General features: G+C 64.8%; 21 protein-coding genes. 5 read left to right on the top strand and 16 right to left on the bottom strand.

Annotation, left to right across the window (positions count from 1 at the left end; translation table 11 throughout):
• Positions 1-54: 54 nt before the first annotated feature.
• The 4 genes from PATSB16_RS04295 (at position 55) to PATSB16_RS04280 (ending at position 3,423) form a co-directional block, all read left to right on the top strand.
• Positions 55-954: a UDP-2,3-diacylglucosamine diphosphatase gene (locus tag PATSB16_RS04295; RefSeq protein WP_418303892.1), complete on the top strand. Its 900-nt coding sequence runs from the start codon at positions 55-57 to the stop codon at positions 952-954.
• Positions 955-996: 42 nt separating this feature from the next.
• Positions 997-2,034 (top strand): glycosyltransferase family 4 protein, encoded by a 1,038-nt coding sequence (locus PATSB16_RS04290; protein ID WP_047212791.1) that lies wholly within the window; start codon positions 997-999, stop codon positions 2,032-2,034.
• Positions 2,035-2,170: 136 nt separating this feature from the next.
• Entirely contained in the window at positions 2,171-2,839 is a 669-nt protein-coding gene (locus PATSB16_RS04285) for a TetR/AcrR family transcriptional regulator (protein ID WP_047212790.1), read from the top strand.
• Positions 2,839-3,423, top strand: coding sequence for an LOG family protein (locus tag PATSB16_RS04280; protein ID WP_047216254.1), 585 nt, complete (start codon positions 2,839-2,841; stop codon positions 3,421-3,423). The genes PATSB16_RS04285 and PATSB16_RS04280 overlap by 1 nt, the downstream gene beginning before the upstream one ends.
• Before the next feature lie 16 nt (positions 3,424-3,439).
• On the opposite strand, the gene PATSB16_RS04275 is transcribed toward PATSB16_RS04280, so the two are convergent.
• The 15 genes from PATSB16_RS04275 to PATSB16_RS04205 all read right to left on the bottom strand — a co-directional run bounded on the left by PATSB16_RS04275 (position 3,440) and on the right by PATSB16_RS04205 (position 19,882).
• On the bottom strand, positions 3,440-4,030 hold the full coding sequence (locus PATSB16_RS04275) for a DUF924 family protein (protein ID WP_047212789.1): 591 nt from the start codon (positions 4,028-4,030) through the stop codon (positions 3,440-3,442).
• Complete coding sequence (locus tag PATSB16_RS04270; protein ID WP_047212788.1) at positions 4,027-4,758, bottom strand: alanyl-tRNA editing protein; 732 nt, start codon at positions 4,756-4,758, stop codon at positions 4,027-4,029. Before PATSB16_RS04270 ends, PATSB16_RS04275 begins: the two co-directional genes overlap by 4 nt.
• 44 nt (positions 4,759-4,802) lie before the next feature.
• On the bottom strand, positions 4,803-5,228 hold the full coding sequence (locus PATSB16_RS04265) for a group II truncated hemoglobin (RefSeq protein WP_047212787.1): 426 nt from the start codon (positions 5,226-5,228) through the stop codon (positions 4,803-4,805).
• Positions 5,229-5,253: 25 nt separating this feature from the next.
• Positions 5,254-7,830, bottom strand: coding sequence for an ABC transporter permease (locus PATSB16_RS04260; protein ID WP_047212786.1), 2,577 nt, complete (start codon positions 7,828-7,830; stop codon positions 5,254-5,256).
• Positions 7,805-8,407: a DUF4126 domain-containing protein gene (locus PATSB16_RS04255; RefSeq protein WP_047212785.1), complete on the bottom strand. Its 603-nt coding sequence runs from the start codon at positions 8,405-8,407 to the stop codon at positions 7,805-7,807. Before PATSB16_RS04255 ends, PATSB16_RS04260 begins: the two co-directional genes overlap by 26 nt.
• Positions 8,408-8,621: 214 nt before the next feature.
• Positions 8,622-8,939: a quaternary ammonium compound efflux SMR transporter SugE gene (gene sugE / locus PATSB16_RS04250; protein WP_047212784.1), complete on the bottom strand. Its 318-nt coding sequence runs from the start codon at positions 8,937-8,939 to the stop codon at positions 8,622-8,624.
• A gap of 123 nt (positions 8,940-9,062) precedes the next feature.
• Positions 9,063-9,770, bottom strand: a complete 708-nt coding sequence (kdpE, locus tag PATSB16_RS04245; protein WP_047212783.1) for a two-component system response regulator KdpE — start codon at positions 9,768-9,770, stop codon at positions 9,063-9,065.
• Entirely contained in the window at positions 9,763-12,543 is a 2,781-nt protein-coding gene (locus PATSB16_RS04240) for a DUF4118 domain-containing protein (RefSeq protein ID WP_047212782.1), read from the bottom strand. The genes kdpE and PATSB16_RS04240 overlap by 8 nt, the downstream gene beginning before the upstream one ends.
• A gap of 36 nt (positions 12,544-12,579) precedes the next feature.
• Positions 12,580-13,167: a potassium-transporting ATPase subunit KdpC gene (gene kdpC / locus PATSB16_RS04235; protein WP_047212781.1), complete on the bottom strand. Its 588-nt coding sequence runs from the start codon at positions 13,165-13,167 to the stop codon at positions 12,580-12,582.
• Positions 13,168-13,192: 25 nt separating this feature from the next.
• Complete coding sequence (gene kdpB, locus PATSB16_RS04230; RefSeq protein WP_047212780.1) at positions 13,193-15,307, bottom strand: potassium-transporting ATPase subunit KdpB; 2,115 nt, start codon at positions 15,305-15,307, stop codon at positions 13,193-13,195.
• 14 nt (positions 15,308-15,321) lie between these two features.
• Positions 15,322-17,127: a potassium-transporting ATPase subunit KdpA gene (kdpA, locus tag PATSB16_RS04225; RefSeq protein ID WP_047212779.1), complete on the bottom strand. Its 1,806-nt coding sequence runs from the start codon at positions 17,125-17,127 to the stop codon at positions 15,322-15,324.
• Entirely contained in the window at positions 17,124-17,216 is a 93-nt protein-coding gene (kdpF, locus tag PATSB16_RS04220) for a K(+)-transporting ATPase subunit F (RefSeq protein ID WP_062551255.1), read from the bottom strand. The genes kdpA and kdpF overlap by 4 nt, the downstream gene beginning before the upstream one ends.
• Before the next feature lie 266 nt (positions 17,217-17,482).
• Complete coding sequence (locus tag PATSB16_RS04215; protein ID WP_047212778.1) at positions 17,483-18,064, bottom strand: P-loop nucleotide/nucleoside kinase family protein; 582 nt, start codon at positions 18,062-18,064, stop codon at positions 17,483-17,485.
• A gap of 8 nt (positions 18,065-18,072) precedes the next feature.
• The gene (locus PATSB16_RS04210; protein ID WP_047216253.1) at positions 18,073-18,918 is read right to left on the bottom strand and encodes a thioredoxin family protein; all 846 of its coding nucleotides are present in this window, start codon (positions 18,916-18,918) and stop codon (positions 18,073-18,075) included.
• Positions 18,919-19,000: 82 nt separating this feature from the next.
• The gene (locus PATSB16_RS04205) at positions 19,001-19,882 is read right to left on the bottom strand and encodes a pirin family protein (RefSeq protein ID WP_047212777.1); all 882 of its coding nucleotides are present in this window, start codon (positions 19,880-19,882) and stop codon (positions 19,001-19,003) included.
• Positions 19,883-19,961: 79 nt separating this feature from the next.
• Between PATSB16_RS04205 and greB the strand changes: the two genes are divergently transcribed.
• Entirely contained in the window at positions 19,962-20,522 is a 561-nt protein-coding gene (gene greB / locus PATSB16_RS04200; RefSeq protein WP_047212776.1) for a transcription elongation factor GreB, read from the top strand.
• A 7-nt stretch (positions 20,523-20,529) separates the two neighbouring features.
• Here the strand turns inward: greB and PATSB16_RS04195 are convergent, their stop codons facing one another.
• The gene (locus tag PATSB16_RS04195) at positions 20,530-22,917 is read right to left on the bottom strand and encodes a RelA/SpoT family protein (protein ID WP_047212775.1); all 2,388 of its coding nucleotides are present in this window, start codon (positions 22,915-22,917) and stop codon (positions 20,530-20,532) included.
• Positions 22,918-22,960: the final 43 nt, after the last annotated feature.

Raw genomic sequence — 22,960 nt, 5'->3', positions numbered from 1 at the left:
GCAATGCGGTCATGTTGATTGCGATGGACGGTCGGCATGACGACACCACACAGAATGTTTTCGCGCACCCTGGCTCGCCAGAGTGACAACTTTCCGGTCGAGCGTCCCTTCGTGAGCCCGAGCGGGTTGCGTCACGACGACCCCGATACGGACCGGCACAGCCCGCCGCCCGAGAACGCTCGACGTTATCGGGCGATCTGGCTGTCCGACATCCACCTCGGCACCAACGGATGCCAGGCTGATTACCTGCTCGATTTCCTGCGCCACCACGAATCCGACTACCTCTACCTCGTGGGCGACATCATCGACGGCTGGCATCTTCGCAAGGGTTGGCACTGGCCGCAGGCGCACAACGACGTCGTACAGAAGTTGCTGCGCAAAGCCCGCAAAGGCACGCAGGTCACCTATGTGCCGGGCAATCACGACGAAGTCGCGCGGCAATTTTGCGGGCTGGCGTTTGGCGACATCGCAGTACGCGATGAAGCGTTTCACACCACGCTGGCCGGCCAGCGCCTGTGGATCACTCATGGCGACCTGTTCGACGGCGTGGTCCAGCACGCCAAATGGCTCGCTTACCTGGGCGACTCGCTCTACACAATGGTGCTGGTGCTCAACCGCTGGTTCAATCGCGTGCGTCACCGGCTCGGCTTTCCGTACTGGTCGCTGTCGCAATATCTCAAGCATCAGGTGAAAAACGCGGTCAATTTCATCTCCGCGTTCGAACACGTAATGGCCGACGAGGCGCGCCGGCGCGGCTGCGACGGCGTCGTATGCGGGCACATCCATAAAGCTGAAATACGCGATATCGACGGCGTCCTTTACTGCAACGACGGCGATTGGGTCGAGAGTCTGTCCGCGCTCGTGGAGACCGACGAGGGCGAACTGCGCATCGTCTACTGGACGCAGCGGCAAGGCGCCGCCGCGCAGACACTCAAAAGCCGTACCACCGTTTAACAACGCCCTTTTATTTTCAATGAGCGACCGAGAGGCATCCTTATGAGAATCATGATCGTTACCGACGCCTGGGAGCCGCAAATCAATGGCGTGGTCCGCACGCTGAAAAACACCACCGCGCAGCTTCAACTGCTTGGCCACACCGTGGAAATGCTCACGCCGCTCGAGTTCCGTACCGTACCGTGCCCCACGTACCCCGAGATCCGCCTGTCGATCCTGCCGGCGCAGCGTTTTACGCAGCGGGTCGAGACCTTTCGTCCGGACGCCCTGCACATCGCCACCGAGGGCCCGCTCGGTCTGGCCGCCCGCCGCTGGGCAGTGCGCAACGGCTTTCCGTTCACTACCGCCTATCACACGCGCTTTCCGGAATACGTTCAGGCGCGCTTCGGCATCCCGCTGTCGGCGACCTACCGCTTTCTGCGCTGGTTTCATAGCCGCTCGCAAGCGGTGATGGCGCCCACACCGGTCGTCAAGCGCGACCTCGAAGCGAACGGCTTCAAGAATGTGACGCTTTGGACCCGTGGCGTGGACCTGGACATCTTCCACCCGCAGGAATCCCATGTCCTGAACACCTCCCATCCGATTTTTCTATACGTCGGGCGCGTCGCGGTCGAAAAAAACATCGAAGCATTTCTCGCGCTCGACCTGCCCGGCTCCAAGTGGGTGGCCGGCGAGGGCCCTCAACTGGCCCATCTGCGCTCGCGCTACCCCGACGTCAATTACCTCGGCATGCTCTCGCAGCCTGAATTGGCCAAGGTCTATGCCTCGGCCGACGTGTTCGTGTTTCCCAGCAAAACCGACACCTTCGGCCTGGTCCTGCTCGAAGCAATGGCCTGCGGCCTGCCGGTCGCCGCCTACCCGGTGACTGGCCCGATCGACGTGCTCGCCGGCAGCGCCCCGGGAAGCGCTGGCGCGCTACACGAAGATCTGCGCGAAGCTTGCCTGAACGCGCTGAAAGTGCCGCGCCAGGGCGCCCGCGCCTGGGCCGAGCGTTTCTCCTGGCAAGCTGCGTCGATGGAGTTTCTCGCCCACCTGCACCCACGCAGCGCCAACGCCGGGCCCGTCGCGCAAACCGCGTGAGATGCGGCGCGGCCCGCATCCTCCATGCCCTTGAGGCTAAAACGAGCTTGGCAGCCCAATCGCGCCGGGTATAATCAATCGGAAAACATTCCGATAAACGCTAGCGGAAGCTCCTCCGCATACCGGGCCGCCAGTCATGGAAGCAAAACCGCCGCGCCGTACTCGCGAACGGATTCTCGAAGTTTCGCTGAGATTGTTCAATGACATCGGCGAACCCAACGTCACCACAACCACGATTGCCGAGGAGATGAAAATCAGCCCCGGCAATCTTTACTACCATTTCCGTAACAAAGACGACATCATCAACAGCATCTTTGCGCAGTTCGAACATGAAATCGAACGGCGCCTGCGCCTGCCCGACGATCACAAGCCGCTGATCGACGAGGTCTGGACCTACCTGCAATACCTGATCGGTTTCCTGTGGCAATACCGCTTCCTGTATCGCGACCTGAACGACCTGCTGGCGCGCAACCGCACGCTCGAGACCCACTTCAAGCAGATCATCATTCACAAGCAGCGCTTCGCGCGGGAGATGTGCGACCTGCTGGTGGCCGACGGTGAAATGGATATCAAGCCCGGCGAAATCGAGCCGCTGACCACCAATATGGTCGTCATCTCCACTTATTGGCTGTCCTATCAATTCGTCATGAACCCGCGAAAATACAACGACCCCGAGGAAATCGGCGCCGACCTGCGGCTGGCCAGCTACCACATCCTCTCGCTGATGGCCCCCTATCTGCGCGGGCGCTCGCGCGAACTGTTCGACAAGATGGCCCGCGAGCAGGACGCGGAGCGGGCAGCATGATGCGGTCGGTCTGCGTCTACTGCGGCGCCAGCACCGGCGTGCGCCCGGCCTATGCGCAGGCCGCGGCCTTGCTCGGCCGTCGGCTGGCCGAGCGTGGGATCCGCCTGATCTATGGCGGCGGCAAGGTCGGCCTGATGGGTGTCGTGGCAGACGCCGTCCTCGAGCACGGCGGCCAGGCCATCGGCGTCATTCCCGAAGCCTTGCTGAAAAAGGAAGTGGGGCACCACGGCCTGACCGAGTTGCACGTGGTTGCGAACATGCACCAGCGCAAGCAGATGATGGCCGACCAGGCCGATGCATTCATTGCCATGCCCGGCGGAATCGGCACCTGCGAGGAACTGTTCGAAGTCTTCACCTGGCTGCAGATCGGCTACCATGCCAAGCCGATCGGCCTGCTCAACGTCGAGCACTACTACGACCCGCTGCTTGGCTTCCTGCAGCACATGGTCACCGAGAATTTCCTGCAGCGCGCCCAGCTCGATCAATTGCAGATCGCCGACGAACCGGCCACGCTGCTCGATCGTCTCGCGAGTTTCAAGCCGGCCCAGGTCGATCGCTGGTCACAGCAGCGCGATCAAGTCTGAGCGCCCCCGGGACGGCTCAAAACGACGATCCCGGCAACCTCAGGAAAGCCTCCTCCTCGGGCGTCGATACCCGGCCCAGCGCGCGATTGCGGTGCGGGTATCGGCCGAATCGCTCGATCACTTCGGCGTGCTTGCGCGCCCACTCGAGGGGGCTAGCGACCTGCTCGCGTTGCGCCAGCAAGCCAAACAGGCGCAGCGACTCGCGCTGGCTCTGCAGGCTTTCGTCATGCTCGAACGGCAGATACACGAACCAGCGGTGATACGGCGTCGGCAACTGGCTGTCGGCTCCGGTATCCACCATGCGCCGCGCCAGCGCGAGGGCCTGCGCATCGCCGGCAAAGGCACGCGCGTCGTCCCGATAAAGATTGCGCGAGAACTGATCGAGCAACACGATCAACGCACAGGCGCTGGCCGGCGCCTCGGCCCACGCGTTGAGTTGCCCGTCGAGCGCGCGTGCATGAAGCGCGCCGAACGTGCGCCCGATCGCCTGATCGGTAGCCGGCGACTTGGTGAACCACAAACTCCGCTCGGCATTGAATTCTGGCGAGCCAGGCGCGCCGAACCAGAAATCGAGCACTTCCTGCCAGGCATCGATGGGTGCGCTCATGCCAGCTCCAATACGATACGGCGCGTGCGCGCGGTTTTCTTTTCGATCTTGGCGACCCGCATCTCGCCCACCTCCCGTGTGTTGGCCACATGCGTTCCGCCGCAAGGCTGCAGATCGACGTCCTCGACATGCACCAGCCGCACCCGCCCCAGTCCGCTCGGCGGCTTGACGCTCATGGTCCGCACCAGCTCCGGCCGCGCCTCGAGCTCCTCGTCGCTGATCGAGTCGATCGTCACCGGGTGCGCCCCCGCCACCAGCGCCGCCAGTCCCGCCTCGACGGTCTCGCGCGCAATCGGCTCGTTAGTGACGAAATCCAGCCGCGCATACTCGGTCGTAATGCTGCAGCCATCGACCGGATACGGCAAAACCGCGCACATCAGATGCGACGCTGTGTGAAAACGCATGTGCCGATAGCGGCGAGTCCAGTCGATCTGCGCGGCAACCGGCATGCCCGCCACCAGCGTCTGCAGCAGCGCCTCCTGGCCTGGCGCGGGCAGGTGCACCGCGTCGTCGGGGGTAGCCTCGGGATGCTTCGATTTGCGCGTATCGGCAATCGCCAGGCGCGCGCCGTCGGGCAGCACCAGCCATCCGGCGTCGCCGGCCTGGCCGCCGCCATGCGGATAAAACACGGTGCGATCCAATGCAATGCCGGTTTCATCGACCCGGGTCACGATCGACATGCATTCCTGCAAATAGGCGTCACTGCGAAACAAGGCCTCGGTAGCCATCAACTCCCTCCCGCGTCGCGTTGATCAACGATATCGCACGGGTCTCACCCCGCGCGGTTACGCATCCAGTCGGCCGTCTGGAAAAACGCCTGCATCAGCCGCTCCTGCAGTGCCTGCGGCACGCCCGTATCCTGCATCGCCCATGCCATGCACCGCAGCCACTGGTCGCGCTCGTCGCTGGCGATGGCGAACGGCAGATGGCGCGCCCGCAAGCGCGGATGGCCGAAACGCTCGATATAGTGATCCGGCCCGCCCAGCCAGCCGCACAGAAACCAGAAAAGCTTATCGCGCGAGCCGTCGAGCGACTCAGGGTGCAACTGGCGTATGCCAGCAAATTCCGGCTCGAGATCCATCAAATCATAAAAGCGGTCGACCAGAGTTCGCACCGCCTGCTCTCCGCCCAGCAATGAGAAGGCGCTCGGCGCCTGCTCGGCGGCTGGCGCGTCGGTTGTTTCGGAATTCGTTGCCATCGATGATCTGTCTCTACCAATTCAATCAAATTTCTCGCAGCGTACGCAGGGCCGATTGCCGCAATACCGTGCGCAGGCCGCTCCAGCCGCCCGCCAGCGCGCACAAAATGCCGCCGCCGACCCCGACCAGCACCAGCCACGGGTTCAACGCCAGACTGAAGTCGAATACCTCGCGCGCCAGCAGCCAACCCAGCAATGCCGCGCCGGCCGCGGCCAACAGCCCCGCCAGCGCGCCTACCGTCACCAGCTCGGCGCGGTGAATCGCGCCGATTTGGCGCGCCGACGCGCCCAATGCACGCAACACGCCGGACTCACGCATGCGCTCGTCGCGCGTGCCGGATAGCGCCGCATACAAAACCAGCAAGCCGGCGGCCAAAGTGAAGACGAACAATGACTGGACCGCATCGATTACCTGATTCACGACATGCTGCACTTTGTCGAGCAACGCACCGGTATCGATCACCGTCAGATTCGGCATCGCACGCAGCAGATTATCCACGATGTGCTGCTGTCCCGGCGCAAGATGAAACGCAGTGATCCAGGTCGCCGGAAAATCCTGCAGCGCGCTGGGGGGCATCAAAACGAAGAAATTGACGCGCATCGACCCCCAATCCACCTTGCGCAAACTGGTGACGGGCGCCTCGATGACCTGCCCCGCGACTTCAAATCGCAGGTGATCGCCCAGCTTCACGCCCAGGGTTTTCGCGATACCGGCTTCCAGCGAAATCTGCGGCGCCCCGGCACTGGCGCCAAACCACTGCCCGCCTTCGATGCGGTCGTCCGGCGGGAGCTCATTCGTATAGGAGAGATTGAATTCGCGCTCGGCCAGCCGGCGCGCGCGCGGGTCGGTGTAATTGGCACCGGTCACGGCCCGCCCGTTGATCCCGGTCAGGCGCGCCTTGACCATCGGCCACAATTTCGCGTCGGTCATGCCGGCGGTCTGCAATTGCCGGGCCACCTGCGCTTGCTGGCCGGTCTGAATGTCGATCACGAAACGGTTGGGCGCGCCCGGCGGCGTCGACTGCCGCCACCCCGCGATCAGGTCATTGCGAGTGATGGCCAGCAACAACAAAGCCATCAACCCCAGCGTCAACGCCACCACCTGGAGCGCGCTGCCCAGGCCGCGCCGATGCAGTCCTGCGATCGCATACCGCCAGCCAATACCGCGGCCGCCGGCGGCATGCGGCCGATGCGCCCACCGCGCCAGCGCGCCGATGCTCAGCCACGCCAGCAGGCCAAACACCAGGGCCCCACCGACAAATCCGCCGGCCACCATCGCGCCCAATCGCACGTTGCGCGCCGCGAACAGCAGCAGACCGGCGAACACCAGACCGCTCAGGCCGTAGGCCAGCCAGCCACTACGCGCTGCGCCGCCCCACTCGCGACGCAAGGCCCGTAACGGCGAGACCCGCGCCAGCGGCAGCAATGGCGGCAACGCAAACCCCAGCAACAATGACAGCCCGCTGGCCACGCCCAGCGCCGCCGGCCGCCACGACGGCGGCGGCAGATCGGCCGGCACCAGGCCGCTCAGTTGATGCAGCAACAGCCCATGGACAACGTACCCAGCCAGCACGCCGAGCACGCTGCCGGCCGCCCCCAGGTAGATGAATTCGAGCGCAACCATGGCGCGCAGAGCTCCGCGCCCAATGCCCAGGCAGCGCATCACAGCACAACTGTCCAGATGCCGCGCGCTGTAGCGATGCGCGGCAATGCCGATCGCCACCGCAGCCAGTACGGCGGCCAGCAGCGCGACCAGCGACAGGAAGCGATCGGCCCGCTCCAGGGTTTGCTGCATTTGCGGCTGCCCCTGCAGGGTTTCGAGCTGCACGCCCCGCTGCGTCCGGATCACCGGCTCGGCCCAGCGCTGATACGCCGCCATCGGCGCGCTTGCACCGGCGACCAGCAAACGATAGGTAATGCGGCTGCCGAATTGCACCAGGCCAGTCGACGGCAACTCGTCGAGGCGCATCATCACGCGCGGCGCGAGACTGCTGAATCCGAAGCCGCGATCCATCTCGCGCGTGATGCGTGCGCCGACGACGAACGAGCGGGTACCGATCCGGACGGTGCCGCCAAGCTGCAAGTGCAGCGCCTCGAGCAATGCCCGGTCGACCCACACGGTACCCGGCGCGGGAATGCCATCGGCAGCCACGCCGGCCGATGACGAGTCCCCGGGAGTGCGCGCGATACGCAATTGGCCGCGCAATGGATAGCCTGACGAAACCGCCTTGAGCGACACCAGCCGGCCGGGAGCCTCCCCGCCATCGGCCGGCACGGCAGTGACCATACTGGGAAAAACCGCGGTTTGGGCAGTTCGCAGCCCAAGCTGCGTGGCGTGTTGGGCGAAATCGGGCGCCAGCGGCGCATCGCCGCGCACGACCAGATCCGCGCCCAGCATCTGGTGCGCGTCCTGCGCCAAACCGAGTCTCATGCGATCGGCCAGAAAGCCGACGCTGGACAGGGCAGCCACCGCCAGCACCAATGCCACCGACAGCAAATGCAACTCTGCGGCGCGCCAGTCGCGCCGCAACATGCGCCACGCCTGGCGCGCCAACCCCGGAAAATTCATCGCGGCATCAGGCCCGGAAACCGCCGCCCTCATGCCGCGGCCGGACCAGGCTGATCGCGCTGCGCCAGCCGCGCCACAGCCGGGGCAGCCACCAGGCCGCCAGCAGCAAAAACGGCAGCAGAAGCAACAGGAACAACAGTGGAGAGAAGAACGCCAGACTCAATCCCCCCAGCGCCGAGACATCCTCGACCCCGGAAGCGGCCAGGTTGGATAGCGGCTCGGGCGAGGTGTTGATCAAGGCACGCGTGCCCGCCTTGGTCAGGTGCGAGGTACCGGCCAATGCACCGCCCAGCAGACCGGCGCTCACCGTCACCGCCGGATCCATCTGCCCCATGGCGCCGGCCGCCAGCAAAATACCGGCCGGAATCCGGATGAACGTGTGAACCGCATCCCACACGGTGTCGACCACCGGAATCTTGTCGGCGAAAAACTCCACCACCGCCAGCACCCCTGCCAACCCGATCACCCACGAGGAACTCAGAACCTCGAGCGTCGGCGGCAAATGCAGCCACCCCAGCCGAGCCAGCAGGCCGGCGCAAAACACGGTCAGATACAAGCGCAGACCGCTGGCCCAGGACAAGCCGGCGCCGAGTGCAATGGATTCGAGCATGATTCTCTCGCGAGGAGGCCTACATGCGTTTCATTATGCTCCCGCTCGCCGCGACGTGCAGGCGCTATTCGACGGGTTTTCGTGCTATCGGCAACAGTCAGAGGATTCTCACGCCAGGCGCCGGCCTGCAATCGCCGCGCGACAGCGGCGCTGCCGGGCTGACAGCGCACCTGGACTGCGCCGGATACGCCGGATACGCCGCATCGAATCCGCGCTACGCGGCCGACAGTTTCAGGCCGATCAGACCCGCGAAAATCAGCACCGCGCTGCCCAGGCGGGCCGCGCTGAGCGCCTCGCCAAACAGCATGATGCCAAGCACGAACGAGCCGATCGCACCGATACCGGTCCATATCGCATAGGCGGTACCCAGCGGCAGCGTACGCATGGCCAGCGCCAGCAGCCAAACGCTGGCCACCATGCCGATGATCGTCAATATGGATGGCCACAAACGGGAGAAGCCGTGCGAATATTTGAGGCCGACGGCCCAGGCGACTTCGAAGCAACCGGCGAGGAGAAGGAGAATCCAGGCCATGACAGCCTCCGACTGAAAATCCGGGGCTGTCCCCGCGAATGATGAGGCGACGCACGGGCCATCCCGCCGTCGGTTCGCTCCGCGCTGAACGAACCGGGCACATTCTAGCAAAGCTGGAGGGTGCTAAGCGTCGACCTCGAGCCGGTAGCCCACGCCCGTCTCGGTCAGGATATGCCTCGGCTGAGCCGGATCGACTTCCAGCTTCTGCCGCAAATGGCCCATGTAGATGCGCAGATAATGGTTACTGTCGACGTGCGACGGCCCCCACACCTCCTTGAGCAACTGGCGGTGCGTCAACACGCGCCCTGCGTGGCGCACCAGTGTAACGAGCAGGCGGTACTCGATCGGCGTGAGGTGGATCGCCACGCCGCCACGCACGACGCGGCGCCGCACCAGGTCAAGCTCGATGTCGCCGAAGGCGAACGACTCGCCCTGTGCCTCGGACGCACTGCCGGCGCGATAATGCCGGCGCAACTGGGCGCGGATGCGTGCCAGCAATTCCGACACGCCGAACGGCTTGCTCAGATAATCGTCGGCCCCGGCGTCCAGCGCCGCGACCTTCTCGCGCTCCTCGCTGCGCGCCGACAGGACGATGATCGGCAACGCGCTCCAGGTGCGCAGTTCCCGGATGACCTCGAGCCCGTCGATATCGGGCAGTCCCAGGTCGACGATCGCCAGATCCGGCTTGCGCGTGGCCGCCTCGATCAGGCCCTGGCGGCCCGTGTCGGCCTCATGGACCTGCATGCCCTCGGCCTCGAGCGAAGCCCGCAGAAAACGGCGGATCTGCTTTTCGTCTTCGATGACCACCACCGATACTGACGGCTCACTCATGTTCGCTTGCGGGTGACTGGAATTCAGTGGACGGCTCGCCCGACCAGGCGGCGACATCCATCTCGGCCGGCATCGGCTCGATCGGCAGGCTCAGGATAAACCGGGCGCCGCGGCCGGCAAGATTCTCGGCCTTGATTTTACCGCCGTGCGCCTCGGCGATGGCCCGGCAAATCGCCAGCCCCAGTCCCACGCCCGGCTTGGCCGATTCGGTTTCGCCGCGCGTGAACTTGTCGAACACCCGCGCCTCCATGCCCGGCGGCAGTCCAGGCCCGTTATCGGTAATGGTGGCGAGCACCTGGTCGCCGGCGCGCCGCACGTCGATTTCTATGCTGGAGCCCGGCGGCGTGTACTTGGCCGCGTTCTCCAGCAAATTGGTGAACAGGCGCTCGAGCAGAACGGCGTCGAAATTGAGCAGCGGCAACCCCGGCGCCAACATCACCTTGACGTCATGCTCGGCCAGCGGCAACCGGCAGGCCCGCAGCGCCGTGCCAATCACTTCTTCCAGCATCTGCCATTGCTTGTTCAGCGGCACGCCGCCGGCCTGCAGGCGAGCCATATCGAGCAGATTCGTGACCAACCCGTTCATGCGCAACGCTTCTTCATATAACGCTTCGATCAACTCGGCGCGCGTCTGATTCGGCAAACGCTCGTCACGCGCGAGCATGCTGGCAAAGCCCACGATGGCAGTCAACGGGGTACGCAGATCATGCGAAATTGCCGATAACAGCGAATTGCGCAGGCGCTCGGATTCCATATTGACCAGCGCGTCCTGAGCGATCTCGACGTAATGCACGCGCTCGAGCGCCAGGGCAATCTGCGCGGCAAACGTATCGAGCAGGCGCTGCTGCTCGGGCACCGCGAACTGCCGGGCGTTCCGGGGCGCCAGCGCCAGTACGCCGCGCGTGCGCATCGGCGCGCGCAGCGGCACATACAGCGCATCGGCCGCTGGCAACGTGTCGGTGCCCATGCCGGCGGGCTTTTGCTGGTCGTACACCCATTGCGCGACATCCTCGTCGAGATGGGCCGGCAGGTGAGCCGGGTCGGCATCCTCCACCGGCTGGCGGACCTTCGCGCTGCTGTCGGGCAGCAGCAGTGCCACCCTCGCCTGAAACACTTCGCGGACGTGGCGCTCGCCGATCTCCAGAATCTGCGCGGTGGTCAGCGCCGCGGCCAGCTCGCGCGCCATCGCGTACATCGCCGCGGTCCGTCGCTCGCGCCAGGTCGCCACGCGCGCCTGCTGATGCAGGCTGGTGGTCAAGTGACTGGTCACCAGCGCTACCGTGAGCATCACGGCGAAGGTCAGCAGGTATTGGGTGTCCGAGACCGAAAAGGAAAATTTCGGCGGCACGAAAAAGAAGTCGAACGCCATCACGCTCAGAAACGAGATCAGCACGCTCGGCCCCCGCCCCAGGCGCATGGCCGCCAGGATCACGCACAACAGATACAGCATGACCACGTTCGACAGCTCGAGAAACGGCACCAGTGACGCAGCCACCAGCGTCATCGCCCCGCACGCGGCCGCAGCCCAGCCGTAAGCACTGAGCGGGCTGCCCCACCTGGCCTGCGGCATTTCGCCAACGAGGCCGCTCTCGGCGCTGGCCTCCGTGCTGGCCGATGCGGGCGCATGCTCGAGCTCGCGCCGAATCACATACACGTCGGATTCGGTCGATCTGTGCGCCAGCTGCTCCGACAAGGGCTTACGCCAGAATTGCCAACGCCGGCGGGCAGACGACGCGCCGAGCACCAATTTCGACACGTTACGCACCTGCGCATAGCCGAGCAGCGTCGCCGCCACATCGGCGCCGTCGAGCGTGGCGGTTTCCGCGCCAAGTTCCTGAGCCAGCTTGAGCGCCTTGATCGCCCTGATCGCCGGCCCGCGGCGCGACGCCGGCAGGCGCTGCAGGCGCGGCGTCTCCACATACACCGCAAGCCAGTCCGCCTTCAGGCTGGCGGCCAGCCGCGCCGCCGAACGCACCAGCGTGGCCGCCTCGGGCCCTGGACCGACGCATACCAGCAGGCGCTCCCGCGCTTGCCATACGCGGCTGATCGACTGGTCGGCGCGATACTCGCGCATCTGGGCATCGACCCGATCGGCCGTGCGGCGCAACGCCAGCTCGCGCAGCGCGATCAGGTTGCCCTTGCGAAAGAAATTGCGGATCGCGTTTTCGGCCTGGTGCGGCAGATATACCTTGCCCTCGCGCAAGCGTTCGAGCAACTCCTCGGGCGGCAGGTCGACCAGCTTGACTTCATCGGCCAGATCGAACACCCGATCGGGCACCGTCTCCCACACGCGAATGCCGGTGATTTGCCCGACCACGTCATTGAGCCGTTCCAGGTGCTGTACGTTGACCGTGGTGTAGACGTCGACGCCGGCGCTGAGCAACTCCTCGACATCCTGCCAGCGCTTGAGGTGGCGCGAGCCCGGCAGGTTGCTGTGCGCCAGCTCGTCGATCAGCACCACCGCAGGATGGCGAGCCAGCGTCGCGTCCAGGTCGAATTCGTTCATGCGGCGGCCGCGATAATCGACCTGCCGCGGCGCTATCGACTCGAGCCCGTCGAGCAGTCGCGCAGTCTCCTCCCGTCCATGCGTCTCGACGATCCCGACCACCACGTCGCTCCCCTCGTCGCGCAGCTTGCGCGCGGCGAGCAGCATCGCATAGGTTTTCCCCACCCCGGCACAGGCGCCGAAGAATACCTTCAAATACCCGCGCTGCTGCCTGGCTTCGTCGCGCTGCAACTTGTCGAGCAGTTCATCGGGATCGGGACGTTCCATGAAGTCAGCCAATGAGAGAGGGTCCGCACACGCGCGTCAGCCGGCGCTTTTCGCGCCGAGCGCATCGAGCGCCAGATTCAGCGCCAGCACATTGACCGTCGGCTCGCCCAGTATGCCCAACTGCCGTCCCGCCGTATAGCGCCGGATCAGCGCCTGCACCTCGGCCAGCGGCAAGTGCCGGGCGCGGGCCACGCGCGCGGCCTGATAGTCGGCCGCGGCCGGACTGATCTGCGGATCCAGGCCGCTGCCCGAGGCGGTCACCAGATCCACCGGCACCGGCGCGGCGTTGCCCGGATCGGCCGCTCGCAGCGCCGCGATGCGCGCTTTCGCGGCCGCCACCAGTGCCGGGTTCAGCGGTCCGTCATTGGAGCCGCCCGAGGCGTCGCCGTTGTAGGGCATCGGCGCGGTCGCCGAAAGCCGTCCCCAGAAGTAGCCGGGTCGGTCAAAATTTTGACCGATCAACGTCGAGCCGATCGGCTGCCCGTCGCGGAACACCAGGCTGCCGGCGGCCTGCCGCGCAAATACCGCGCGGCCGATACCGGTTATCAGCAGCGGATACAGCACGCCTGTGAGCAGGCTCAACGCAACGAACAGCGTCGCCATCGGTCGCCAGAGAGTTTTCATGTGAATGCCTAAGCGAGTGCGGAAATCACGTCAAGCCGAGCAGGCTCAACACCACGTCGATCAGTTTGATGCCGATGAACGGCACGACGATGCCGCCCAGGCCATAGATCAGCAGATTGCGGCGCAGCAGCGTGGTTGCGCCCAACGGCCGGTAGACCACGCCCCGGAGTGCGAGCGGGATCAGGAAAATGATGACCAGCGCATTGAAAATCACCGCCGACATGATGGCCGAGGCGGGGCTCGCCAGATGCATCACGTTGAGCGCATTGAGTTGCGGATAGGTGGTGGCGAATGCCGCCGGAATGATGGCGAAATACTTCGCCACGTCGTTGGCGATGCTGAAGGTCGTCAGGCTGCCGCGCGTCATCAGCATCTGCTTGCCGATCTCGACGATTTCGATCAGCTTGGTCGGATTCGAATCGAGATCGACCATGTTTCCGGCTTCCTTGGCCGCCTGAGTGCCGGTGTTCATCACCACTGCGACATCGGCCTGCGCGAGCGCCGGCGCGTCGTTGGTACCGTCCCCGGTCATCGCCACCAGCTTGCCGTCGGCCTGGTGCTGACGGATCGTGGCCAGCTTGGTCTCGGGCGTGGCCTCTGCCAGGAAGTCGTCCACCCCCGCCTCGGCGGCAATCGCGGCAGCGGTCAGGCGGTTGTCGCCCGTCACCATGATCGTCTTGATCCCCATGCGGCGCAGTTCGGCAAAGCGCTCCCGGATGCCGCCCTTGACGATGTCCTTGAGCTCGATCACCCCCAGCACGCGCGCGCCCTCGCCGGCATACTCGGCCACCACCAGCGGCGTGCTGCCACGCCGCGCCACGTCGTCGACCGCCGCCGCCACCAGGCTCGGATAAACGCCGCCGGCCGCCAGCACGGATTGGCGCACGGCGTCGGCCGCCCCCTTGCGAATCCTGCGCTCGGCCAGATCGACGCCGCTCATGCGCGTTTGCGCCGTGAACGGGATGAACTCGGCGTGCAGTGCGTTCATCTCCCGCTGCCGCAAATTGAAGCGCTGTTTGGCCAGCACGACGATGCTGCGCCCCTCGGGGGTTTCGTCGGCCAGCGAGGCCAACTGGGCCGCGTCAGCCAGCGCTTGCTCGGTCACGCCCGGCGCCGGAAAAAACGCGGAAGCCTGGCGATTGCCCAGCGTGATCGTGCCGGTCTTGTCCAGCAACAGCACGTCGACGTCGCCGGCGGCCTCGACCGCCCGTCCGGACGTAGCGATCACGTTCGATTGCATCATGCGGCTCATTCCGGCCACGCCAATGGCCGACAGCAGCCCACCGATGGTGGTCGGTATCAGGCACACCAGCAGCGCGACCAACACGGTGATCGTCACCGGGGCGCCGAGCCGCGTGACTTCGACACTGAACAGCGAGAACGGCAACAACGTGGCCGTGGCCAGCAACAGCACGATCGTCAGGGCCACCAGCAGAATCGTCAGGGCGATCTCGTTGGGCGTCTTTTGGCGCTTGGCGCCCTCGACCATGGCAATCATGCGATCGAGGAACGATTCGCCGGGATTGGCCGTCACGCGCATTACCAGCCAGTCGGACAGCACGCGCGTGCCGCCGGTCACCGCCGTGAAATCGCCGCCCGACTCCCGAATCACCGGCGCCGATTCGCCGGTGATGGCGCTCTCGTCGATCGAGGCGACGCCGTCGATGACTTCACCGTCGGCCGGCATCGTATCGCCCGCCTCGACCAGCACGCAGTCGCCCTTGCGCAGGCTGGCGCTGTCGATCAGCATAATTTCATCGTCACGCGCAGTGCCGTTGATCTTCTTGGCCGGAACGTTCTTCTTGGCATGCCGCAGCGAGGCCGCCTGCGCCTTGCTGCGGCCCTCGGCCAGCGCCTCGGCGAAGTTGGCGAACAGCACGGTGAACCACAGCCATAAAGCCACCGCGAGGATAAAGCCGGTCGACGCCTCGCCATGGCCGGCGATGGCCAAGCCCAGCAGTGCCGTGCTCAGGATGCTGCCGGCATAGGCGACAAACATTACCGGATTGCGGGCTTGCACCCGCGGGTCGAGTTTGCGGAACGAATCGACGACCGCGGCACGCAAGATCGGGGCATCGAACATGGCACGGGCGACGGTTTTCGACGGCAGTGTGGCGCCCGTCGTGGATGATTGATTCATGACACTCCTCGAATTCAGTGCACACCGAGCATTTGCAGATGCTCGGCGATCGGGCCCAGGGCCAGGGCCGGCACATACGTCAACGCGCCGACCAGCAGCAGCGTGCCCAGCAGCAGCACGACGAACAGCGGCCCGTGCGTGGGCAAGGTGCCGCCCGTCGGCGCGATGCGCTTCTTGCGCGCGAGCGCGCCAGCCATCGCCAGCACCGGCACGATCACCCACATGCGGCCGAACCACATCGCGACTGCCAGCGTCACGTCATAGAAGGGCGTATTGGCCGACAGGCCCGCGAATGCGCTGCCGTTGTTGTTGGCGGCCGAACTGAAGGCGTACAGGATTTCCGAGAAGCCGTGCGTGCCGGGATTGGCCACGCCGGCCTTGCCGGCACCGGCCAGCACGGCAAGCGAGGTGCCGAGCAGCACCAGCAGCGGCGTCATCAGGACGGCCACCGACACCATCTTCATTTCGAAGGATTCGATCTTCTTGCCGAGATACTCCGGCGTGCGGCCGATCATCAGCCCCGCCACGAACACCGCCAGCATGGCGAACACCAGCATGCCGTAGAGCCCCGAGCCGACGCCGCCGAAAATGACCTCACCCAGCTGGATCAGTAATAGCGGCACCATGCCGCCCAGCGGCGTGAACGAGTCGTGCATGCCGTTGACCGCACCGCACGATGCGGCCGTCGTCACGGTGGCGAAAATGCCCGTGTCGACGATGCCGAAACGCGCTTCCTTGCCCTCCATGTTGCCGCCCGGCTGCAGCGCACTGACGCTCTGATCGGCGCCGGCCGCGCTCAACAGCGGATTGCCGGCCTGCTCCGCGCTGATCGTCAGACAGGCCGCGCCGGCAAATGCGATCGTCATTGCCGCCAGAATCGCCAAGCCCTGACGCCTGTCGCCGATCATGCGGCCCAGCGTATGGCACAAGCCGGCCGGGATCAGGAAAATCGCCAGCATCTCAAGGAAGTTCGACAGCGGTGTCGGATTCTCGTACGGGTGCGCCGAATTCGCGTTGAAGAAGCCGCCTCCGTTGGTGCCGAGCATCTTGATCGCCTCCTGCGAGGCGACCGGCCCCATCGGCAACAACTGTGTGCCGGTCACCACCGGCGTGCTGACCGGTTCGCCGGCGGCATCGAGCACGGGATGGCCGGCTGAATCCAACTTCGGCTGGTCGTAATGCGTGGCCTGTAACGTCGACACCGTCTGGTATCGATCGAAGTTCTGAATCACGCCCTGGCTCATCAGCAGCACGGCCAGCACGATCGACAGCGGCAGCAGGATATATGCGGTGATGCGCGTCAGATCGACCCAGAAGTTGCCGATGGTCTGCGCCGTATGGCGGGCAAAGCCGCGAATCAAAGCGATCACCACCGCAATCCCGGTCGCGGCCGAGAGGAAATTCTGCACCGCCAGGCCGAGCATCTGCGTCAGGTAGCTCATGGTGGTCTCGCCGCCATAGCCCTGCCAATTGGTATTGGTGACGAAACTCACCGCGGTGTTGAACGATGAGTCGGGGCTGACCGATCCCAGATGCTGCGGATTGAGCGGCAGCCAGCCTTGCCAGCGCTGCAGCGCATAGACGGCCAACGCCCCCAGCGCATTGAAGCCGATCAGCGCGAGCGCATAGACGCGCCAGTTCATCTCCTGCGTCGGATCGATGCCGCAGGCGCGGTACAGGCCTCGCTCGAAGCCGCCGAACCAGCGATTGACGCGCGACTCGCCGCCGATCACCGCCGCCATGTAGGCGCCCAGCGGCTTGGCGAGCGCCAGCAGCACCAGCAGATAAGCGCCGAGTTGCAGCCACGCGTTAGTCGTCATGCGAGCTTCTCCGGCCAAAACAGCGCATAGCCGAGGTACACGAGCAGCAACAACGTAAGCGCGCCGCTGATCAAATACATCCAGTTCATCGCTTGCCCTCCGCGCGGCCAAACAGCGCCACCAGCCAAACCGTGAGCGCCGTGAAAAGCGCCAGCAAGCCGAGATAGATCCAGTCCATAGCCTTGTCCGTGTTCCTCGATGAGCGGTCGACACAGCGGCCCACGCAACTCGGCAAATGGGACGCCACGACCGATGTCAGGACGATATCGGGCCAGGCGTAAAGATAGGGATAATTTCGGCGAGCGCGGCGTAAAAAAGCCGTAAACGCCGCGGATCGGCCGGACGCAGTCCGGCGTTACAGCGCCACTAGCGCATCGAGCAGCGCCGCATAGTCGGCAGCGCCGGGCGCGCTGTTGTCGAAATGCAGGAGTTCAGGATAGGTAACCGCATCGGGCGCAAATCGCCGCTGGCGATATTCGTCCCAATGGGCCAGCTTATAGGCGTCGTGGGGGTTGCCGCGGGCGTTGATGCGTGCCCGTGCGAGCGCCTCGGGCAAATGCACCCACAGCACTCGCCATCGTACGTCGGCCCCAATGCCCAGCCAGGCACGATCGAACAGCTGGCGATTTCGGATTTCGCGTGACAACGGCCCAACCACCAGGACGTTCACGCCCAGCGCCAGGTTCTCGCGGGCGGTGTCGAGCAGACCGGCATACTCCGGGTCGCGCAGCAACCGCAGGTAGGTCGGACTGTCGCGGTCGTTCGGGTCGCCCGTCAAGGCGCCCATCACCGCTGCGCTGTAATTGCCGTACAGCGTGTCCTTGTCGAGCAGGCAAAACGACTCGCCGGTTCGCTGCATCAGCGGGCCGATCAGGCGCTTGGCCAGCGTGGTCTTGCCGGTGCCGGCGTGCCCGCAAAAGAAAATGAGCCGGGCCATGGCGAGGCTTAATTCAACGCGCTGGCCAGTTTGCGACGCCAGGCGGCGATTCGCTCCGGCTCGCCCATCAGGTCGAACACCGACAACATCGTCTTGCGTGCCGCGTCGTCGCCGAAACCGCGGTCGCGCTGCACGATTGCCAGCAATTGCTCGAGCGCCGGCTCGAATTCGCGTGCCGCGATATGGCGACTGGCCAGGTCGAATCTGGCCTGCAAATCGTCGGGGTGAGCGGCCACGCGCTGCGCCAGCGTTGCCGGATCGGGCAAGGCCGCGGCCTGCTCCGCTGCCACGAGCTGTGTCTGCAGCGCAGTAAAACGCGTGTCATAACCACCGGTGATTTTCGGCGACAACAACGCGACCTCCTGACGGGCAGCATCGAGCCGATCCTGATTCAACAGCAGCTCGATCAGGTCGAGCCGCGCCTCGTCATGCCCGGGGTCGAGCGCCAGGGCCGCCTGCAGCGCTTCCAGTGCCGTCTCGGCGTCGCCCTCGGCAAGCGCCAACCTGGCGCGGCGGCGCTCGATCTCGCTGGGGTCGGGCACCAAGCGGTCGAGGAATGCACGCAGTTGGCCTTCAGGCAACGCGCCGACGAACTGATCGACCATCGCGCCGTCGACGAACGCGGCAACGAAGGGAATACTCCGGACCCCGAACTGCATCGCCAATTCCTGGTTTTCATCGGAATTGATCTTGACCAGCTTCCAGCGCCCGGCGTCCGCCGCCTCGAGTTTTTCCAACAGCGGGCCGAGCGCCCGGCATGGGCCGCACCACGGCGCCCAGAAATCCACCAGCACCGGCACCCGGTGCGACGCTTCGATCACGTCGAGTTCAAAATTCGCTTGATTCGTATCGATCATGAACACTCCATTGCCTTGCGAAAAAATAATTCAAAGCTGCCGTTTCGCAATTCGCCAGCCGTCGCCGCCGCGTCGCCCTTCAGCGGCGCTCCGGCAGCGGGATCCATTCAGTCTCGCCGGGCACCTGCCCCATGCGCTGCGCCTGCCAGTCGGCCTTGGCCGCTTCGATGCGGGCGCGATCGGACGAGACGAAATTCCACCAGATGTAGCGCTCGCCATCGACCGGCTCGCCGCCGAGCAACATCAGGCGGGCCGCACTGCCGGGCGCCGCGGCGACGGTCACGGTCTGTTCGGGCGCGAGCACGCCCAGGCGCTGCGGCGGCAGCGTCTGGCCATCGACCGTCACGTCGCCATCGACCACGTACAGGCCCCGCTCGGCATGCTCGGGCGGCACGTCGAACGACGCTCCCGCCTGCATCTCGACGGCCACGTAAAGCGTGCCGGAAAAAACCCGCACCGGCGACTGGCGGCCGTAGGCAGTGCCGGCAATCACGCGCAGGCGCACCCCCGGCAGCTCGATCTCGGGCAGTGTTGCAGCTGGATGATGCGAGAACGACGGGTCGGTTTCTTCGTCCGCGCGCGGCAACGCGACCCAGGTCTGTATGCCGTGCACCGGCCCGCCCGACTCGCGCACATCGCCCGGCGTGCGTTCCGAGTGCACGATGCCGCGCCCGGCGGTCATCCAGTTGACATCGCCCGGGCGGATGCGCTGCTCGCTTCCCAGGCTGTCGCGGTGCATGATTTCACCGTCGAACAGATAGGTGACGGTCGCCAGGCCGATATGCGGATGCGGACGCACGTCCATGCCCTGCCCCGCGCTCAGCGTGGCCGGGCCCATATGGTCGAAGAAAATGAACGGCCCGACCGTTTTGAAAGGCATGCCGGGCAACGAGCGCTGTACTGTAAACGCACCGATGTCGCTGGTGTGAGGCTTGAGCACGGCCAGAAAAGGTTGAGTCATATCGAGCTCCCAGAGGCGAGGATTGTAAACCGCATCCTATAATTGTTCAGTTAGCCGTTGAATTGCAAGCCCGGATACCATGAACAAAGCTTTTGTCAAAGAGAACGATAACGACGACGACGATCTGGAAATCGCTGCGCCGGAAATCCCGGCCGGCGCGAAGAATTACATCACGCCGGCCGGCTATCAGCGCCTGAAGGACGAACTGCTGCATCTGATCGACGTCGAGCGCCCCGAAGTCGTGCGCATCGTATCGTGGGCCGCTTCGAACGGCGATCGCTCGGAGAATGGCGACTACATCTACGGCAAGCGCCGGCTGCGTGAAATCGATCGGCGCATTCGCTTTCTCACCAAGCGGCTGGACCTGGCCGAAGTCGTCGATACACGGCGCCAGGAAAACCAGGACCAGGTTTTCTTCGGAGCACAAGTCCATTACGCGGACGGCGCCGGCACTGAGCATACGATCATGATTGTCGGGGTCGATGAAGTCGATCTCGAGCGCGGTCACGTCAGTTGGGTATCCCCGATTGCGCGGGCGCTCACCAAGGCACGCGTGGGCGACACGATTTCGTTGCGCACGCCCGGCGGCATCGAGCAAATCGAGATACTGGACGTCAGCTACCCGGTTTTGGCGGCGTAGCCGCCGCTCAGTACTCACCGCCGCGGTCACGCGTCACGCGCATCGCATGAGCGGCATGCAGCTCATCCTGATGCCGCTCGCCCGGGCGCTCGCGAGCCACGCGAATCACATCCGGATTGGTGCGCACGCGCCGCATCACGTTGGCCAGATGAACGCGGTCGGACACCTGGATGATAAAGCGCAGTTGCGCGGACTCCTGCGGCATCACGTCGTCCATCGCGATGTGCACGATATTGGCGTCCGACGCGGTGATGTCGGCCGCTACCCGAGCGAACACGCCACGGTTATGACGGACCAGAATCTTGACCGCCACGTCGAACAGCCGCCCCGGTTGCGGCGACCACGCGACGTCGATCCAGCGCGTCGGATCCTTGCGATGAATGCGGCGCGCCACGCGGCAGTCGGTGGTGTGAATCGCCATGCCCATGCCGATGCCGATGTAGCCCATGATGTTGTCGCCCGGAATCGGCCGGCAGCAGGGTGCGAACTGCACCGACATGCCCTCGGTGCCGGTGATCAGCACCGGCGCGCTGACGGCTTCCTCCAGGCGCAGCGCCTCGGCCTCGTCCAGCGTCTCGTTCTCGCCATCCTTGCCGCTGATCAACACCGCCAGACGCTTGGCCATCACTGCCGCGACGCGACGCCCCAGACCGATGTCGGCGAAGATCTCCTGGCGATCCTTGTTACCGGTCCATTGCGCCAGCTTGTCCCAGATCTCCTGGCTGATTTCGGCCGCGTTCAGCCCGTAGCTCTTGAGCGCCTGCTCGACCAGCCGCTCGCCCAGTTGCACCGACTCGCCGAAGCGCATCGTCTTGAGGTAATGCCGAATCGCCGAGCGCGCCTTGCCGGTGCGCACGAACCCCAGCCATGCCGGATTCGGCTTCGAGTAAGGCGCGGTAATGACCTCGACGATGTCACCGTTTTTCAGCTCGGTGCGCAACGGCAGCAATTCATTGTTGACCTTCACGGCGACACACTGGTTGCCCAGGTCGCTGTGCACCGCATAAGCGAAGTCCAGTGCGGTGGCGCCGCGCGGCAGCGCCAGAATGCGCGCCTTCGGCGTAAATACATAAACGGCGTCAGGGAACAGGTCGATCTTGACGTGTTCGAGAAACTCGGTGGAGTCCCCCGTTTCGCTTTGAATGTCGAGCAGCGACTGCAGCCACTGATGCGCGTGCTTCTGTACATCGTTCATGTCCGCGCCGCCGTTCTTGTAGAGCCAGTGCGCGGCCACGCCGGCCTCGGCGATCTGGTGCATGCGACGCGTGCGGATCTGAAACTCGATCGGCGTGCCGAACGGCCCGACCAGGGTCGTATGCAGCGATTGATAGCCGTTGAGCTTCGGGATCGCGATGTAATCCTTGAACTTGCCGGGCACCGGCTTATAGAGTCCGTGCAGAATGCCGAGCGCCATGTAACACTGCACGTTGGCGTCGACCACTACCCGAAAGCCGTAGACGTCGAGCACCTGCGAAAACGACAACTGCTTGTCCCGCATCTTGTTATAGATGCTGTAAAGCGTCTTCTCGCGCCCGTAGACCTCGGCCTTGACGCCGCCTTCCTTGAGCGACTTCTGCACCGCGTCGAGAATCTTGCCGACCACCTCGCGGCGATTGCCGCGCGCGGCCTTGACGGCCTTGTCGAGCGTCGCATAACGGCGCGGATAATAATTGGCGAAACTCAGATCCTGCAGTTCGCGGTAGGTGTTGTTCAAACCCAGCCGGTTCGCGATCGGCGCGTAAATATCGAGCGTCTCGCGCGCCACGCGCCGGCGTTTCTCCATGGCCGTCACGCCCAGGGTGCGCATATTGTGCAGACGGTCGGCCAGCTTCACGAGAATCACCCGTACGTCGCGAGCCATCGCCAGCAGCATCTTGCGGAAGCTCTCGGCCTGCGCTTCCTCGCGACTGCGGAACTCCATTTTGTCGAGCTTGGACAGCCCATCGACCAATTCGGCGACTTTCGGGCCGAACCGCTCGGCCAGCTCGGCCTTGGTCACGCCCTGGTCTTCCATCACGTCGTGCAGCAGCGCGGCCATCACCGATTGGGGGTCGAGCTTCCATTCGGCGCAGATCTCGGCCACCGCCACCGGATGGGTGATGTAAGGCTGGCCGCTTTGGCGGTATTGGCCCAGATGCGCTTCGTCACTGAAATGGAACGCTTCCTTGATCTGGGCCAGATCGCTGCTTTTCAGGTATGCGCTGAGCAATCCCTTGAGGCGGGCGATCGACACGACCTCCGGCTTGCGGGGCTGCTCGGGTGTTGCAGTGGGACCAAAAAGATGGCGATACGACTGCTCGAGCAGCGCATCGATGTACTGGCGGGTCGAGCTTTCGCTTTTCTTCTTTTTCTCGACCGGCGCAATATCGGGGGCCGGAGATTTCGCGGTACTCATGCTTGCACCTGCATCGGTCGATCGGCCCTCGAAGTGACTGCGA

Origin of the sequence: Pandoraea thiooxydans (genome assembly GCF_001931675.1) — a bacterium.
Taxonomy (GTDB): Bacteria; Pseudomonadota; Gammaproteobacteria; order Burkholderiales; family Burkholderiaceae; genus Pandoraea; species Pandoraea thiooxydans.
This window is presented reverse-complemented; position numbering and strand designations above follow the sequence as displayed.

Coding starts and splice junctions, on each gene's coding strand:
- PATSB16_RS04295 (WP_418303892.1), top strand. CDS start 55: ATGTTTTCGCGCACCCTGGCTCGCCAGAGTGACAACTTTCCGGTCGAG.
- PATSB16_RS04290 (WP_047212791.1), top strand. CDS start 997: ATGAGAATCATGATCGTTACCGACGCCTGGGAGCCGCAAATCAATGGC.
- PATSB16_RS04285 (WP_047212790.1), top strand. CDS start 2,171: ATGGAAGCAAAACCGCCGCGCCGTACTCGCGAACGGATTCTCGAAGTT.
- PATSB16_RS04280 (WP_047216254.1), top strand. CDS start 2,839: ATGCGGTCGGTCTGCGTCTACTGCGGCGCCAGCACCGGCGTGCGCCCG.
- PATSB16_RS04275 (WP_047212789.1), bottom strand. CDS start 4,030: ATGAGCGCACCCATCGATGCCTGGCAGGAAGTGCTCGATTTCTGGTTC.
- PATSB16_RS04270 (WP_047212788.1), bottom strand. CDS start 4,758: ATGGCTACCGAGGCCTTGTTTCGCAGTGACGCCTATTTGCAGGAATGC.
- PATSB16_RS04265 (WP_047212787.1), bottom strand. CDS start 5,228: ATGGCAACGAATTCCGAAACAACCGACGCGCCAGCCGCCGAGCAGGCG.
- PATSB16_RS04260 (WP_047212786.1), bottom strand. CDS start 7,830: ATGAGGGCGGCGGTTTCCGGGCCTGATGCCGCGATGAATTTTCCGGGG.
- PATSB16_RS04255 (WP_047212785.1), bottom strand. CDS start 8,407: ATGCTCGAATCCATTGCACTCGGCGCCGGCTTGTCCTGGGCCAGCGGT.
- sugE (WP_047212784.1), bottom strand. CDS start 8,939: ATGGCCTGGATTCTCCTTCTCCTCGCCGGTTGCTTCGAAGTCGCCTGG.
- kdpE (WP_047212783.1), bottom strand. CDS start 9,770: ATGAGTGAGCCGTCAGTATCGGTGGTGGTCATCGAAGACGAAAAGCAG.
- PATSB16_RS04240 (WP_047212782.1), bottom strand. CDS start 12,543: ATGGAACGTCCCGATCCCGATGAACTGCTCGACAAGTTGCAGCGCGAC.
- kdpC (WP_047212781.1), bottom strand. CDS start 13,167: ATGAAAACTCTCTGGCGACCGATGGCGACGCTGTTCGTTGCGTTGAGC.
- kdpB (WP_047212780.1), bottom strand. CDS start 15,307: ATGAATCAATCATCCACGACGGGCGCCACACTGCCGTCGAAAACCGTC.
- kdpA (WP_047212779.1), bottom strand. CDS start 17,127: ATGACGACTAACGCGTGGCTGCAACTCGGCGCTTATCTGCTGGTGCTG.
- kdpF (WP_062551255.1), bottom strand. CDS start 17,216: ATGAACTGGATGTATTTGATCAGCGGCGCGCTTACGTTGTTGCTGCTC.
- PATSB16_RS04215 (WP_047212778.1), bottom strand. CDS start 18,064: ATGGCCCGGCTCATTTTCTTTTGCGGGCACGCCGGCACCGGCAAGACC.
- PATSB16_RS04205 (WP_047212777.1), bottom strand. CDS start 19,882: ATGACTCAACCTTTTCTGGCCGTGCTCAAGCCTCACACCAGCGACATC.
- greB (WP_047212776.1), top strand. CDS start 19,962: ATGAACAAAGCTTTTGTCAAAGAGAACGATAACGACGACGACGATCTG.
- PATSB16_RS04195 (WP_047212775.1), bottom strand. CDS start 22,917: ATGAGTACCGCGAAATCTCCGGCCCCCGATATTGCGCCGGTCGAGAAA.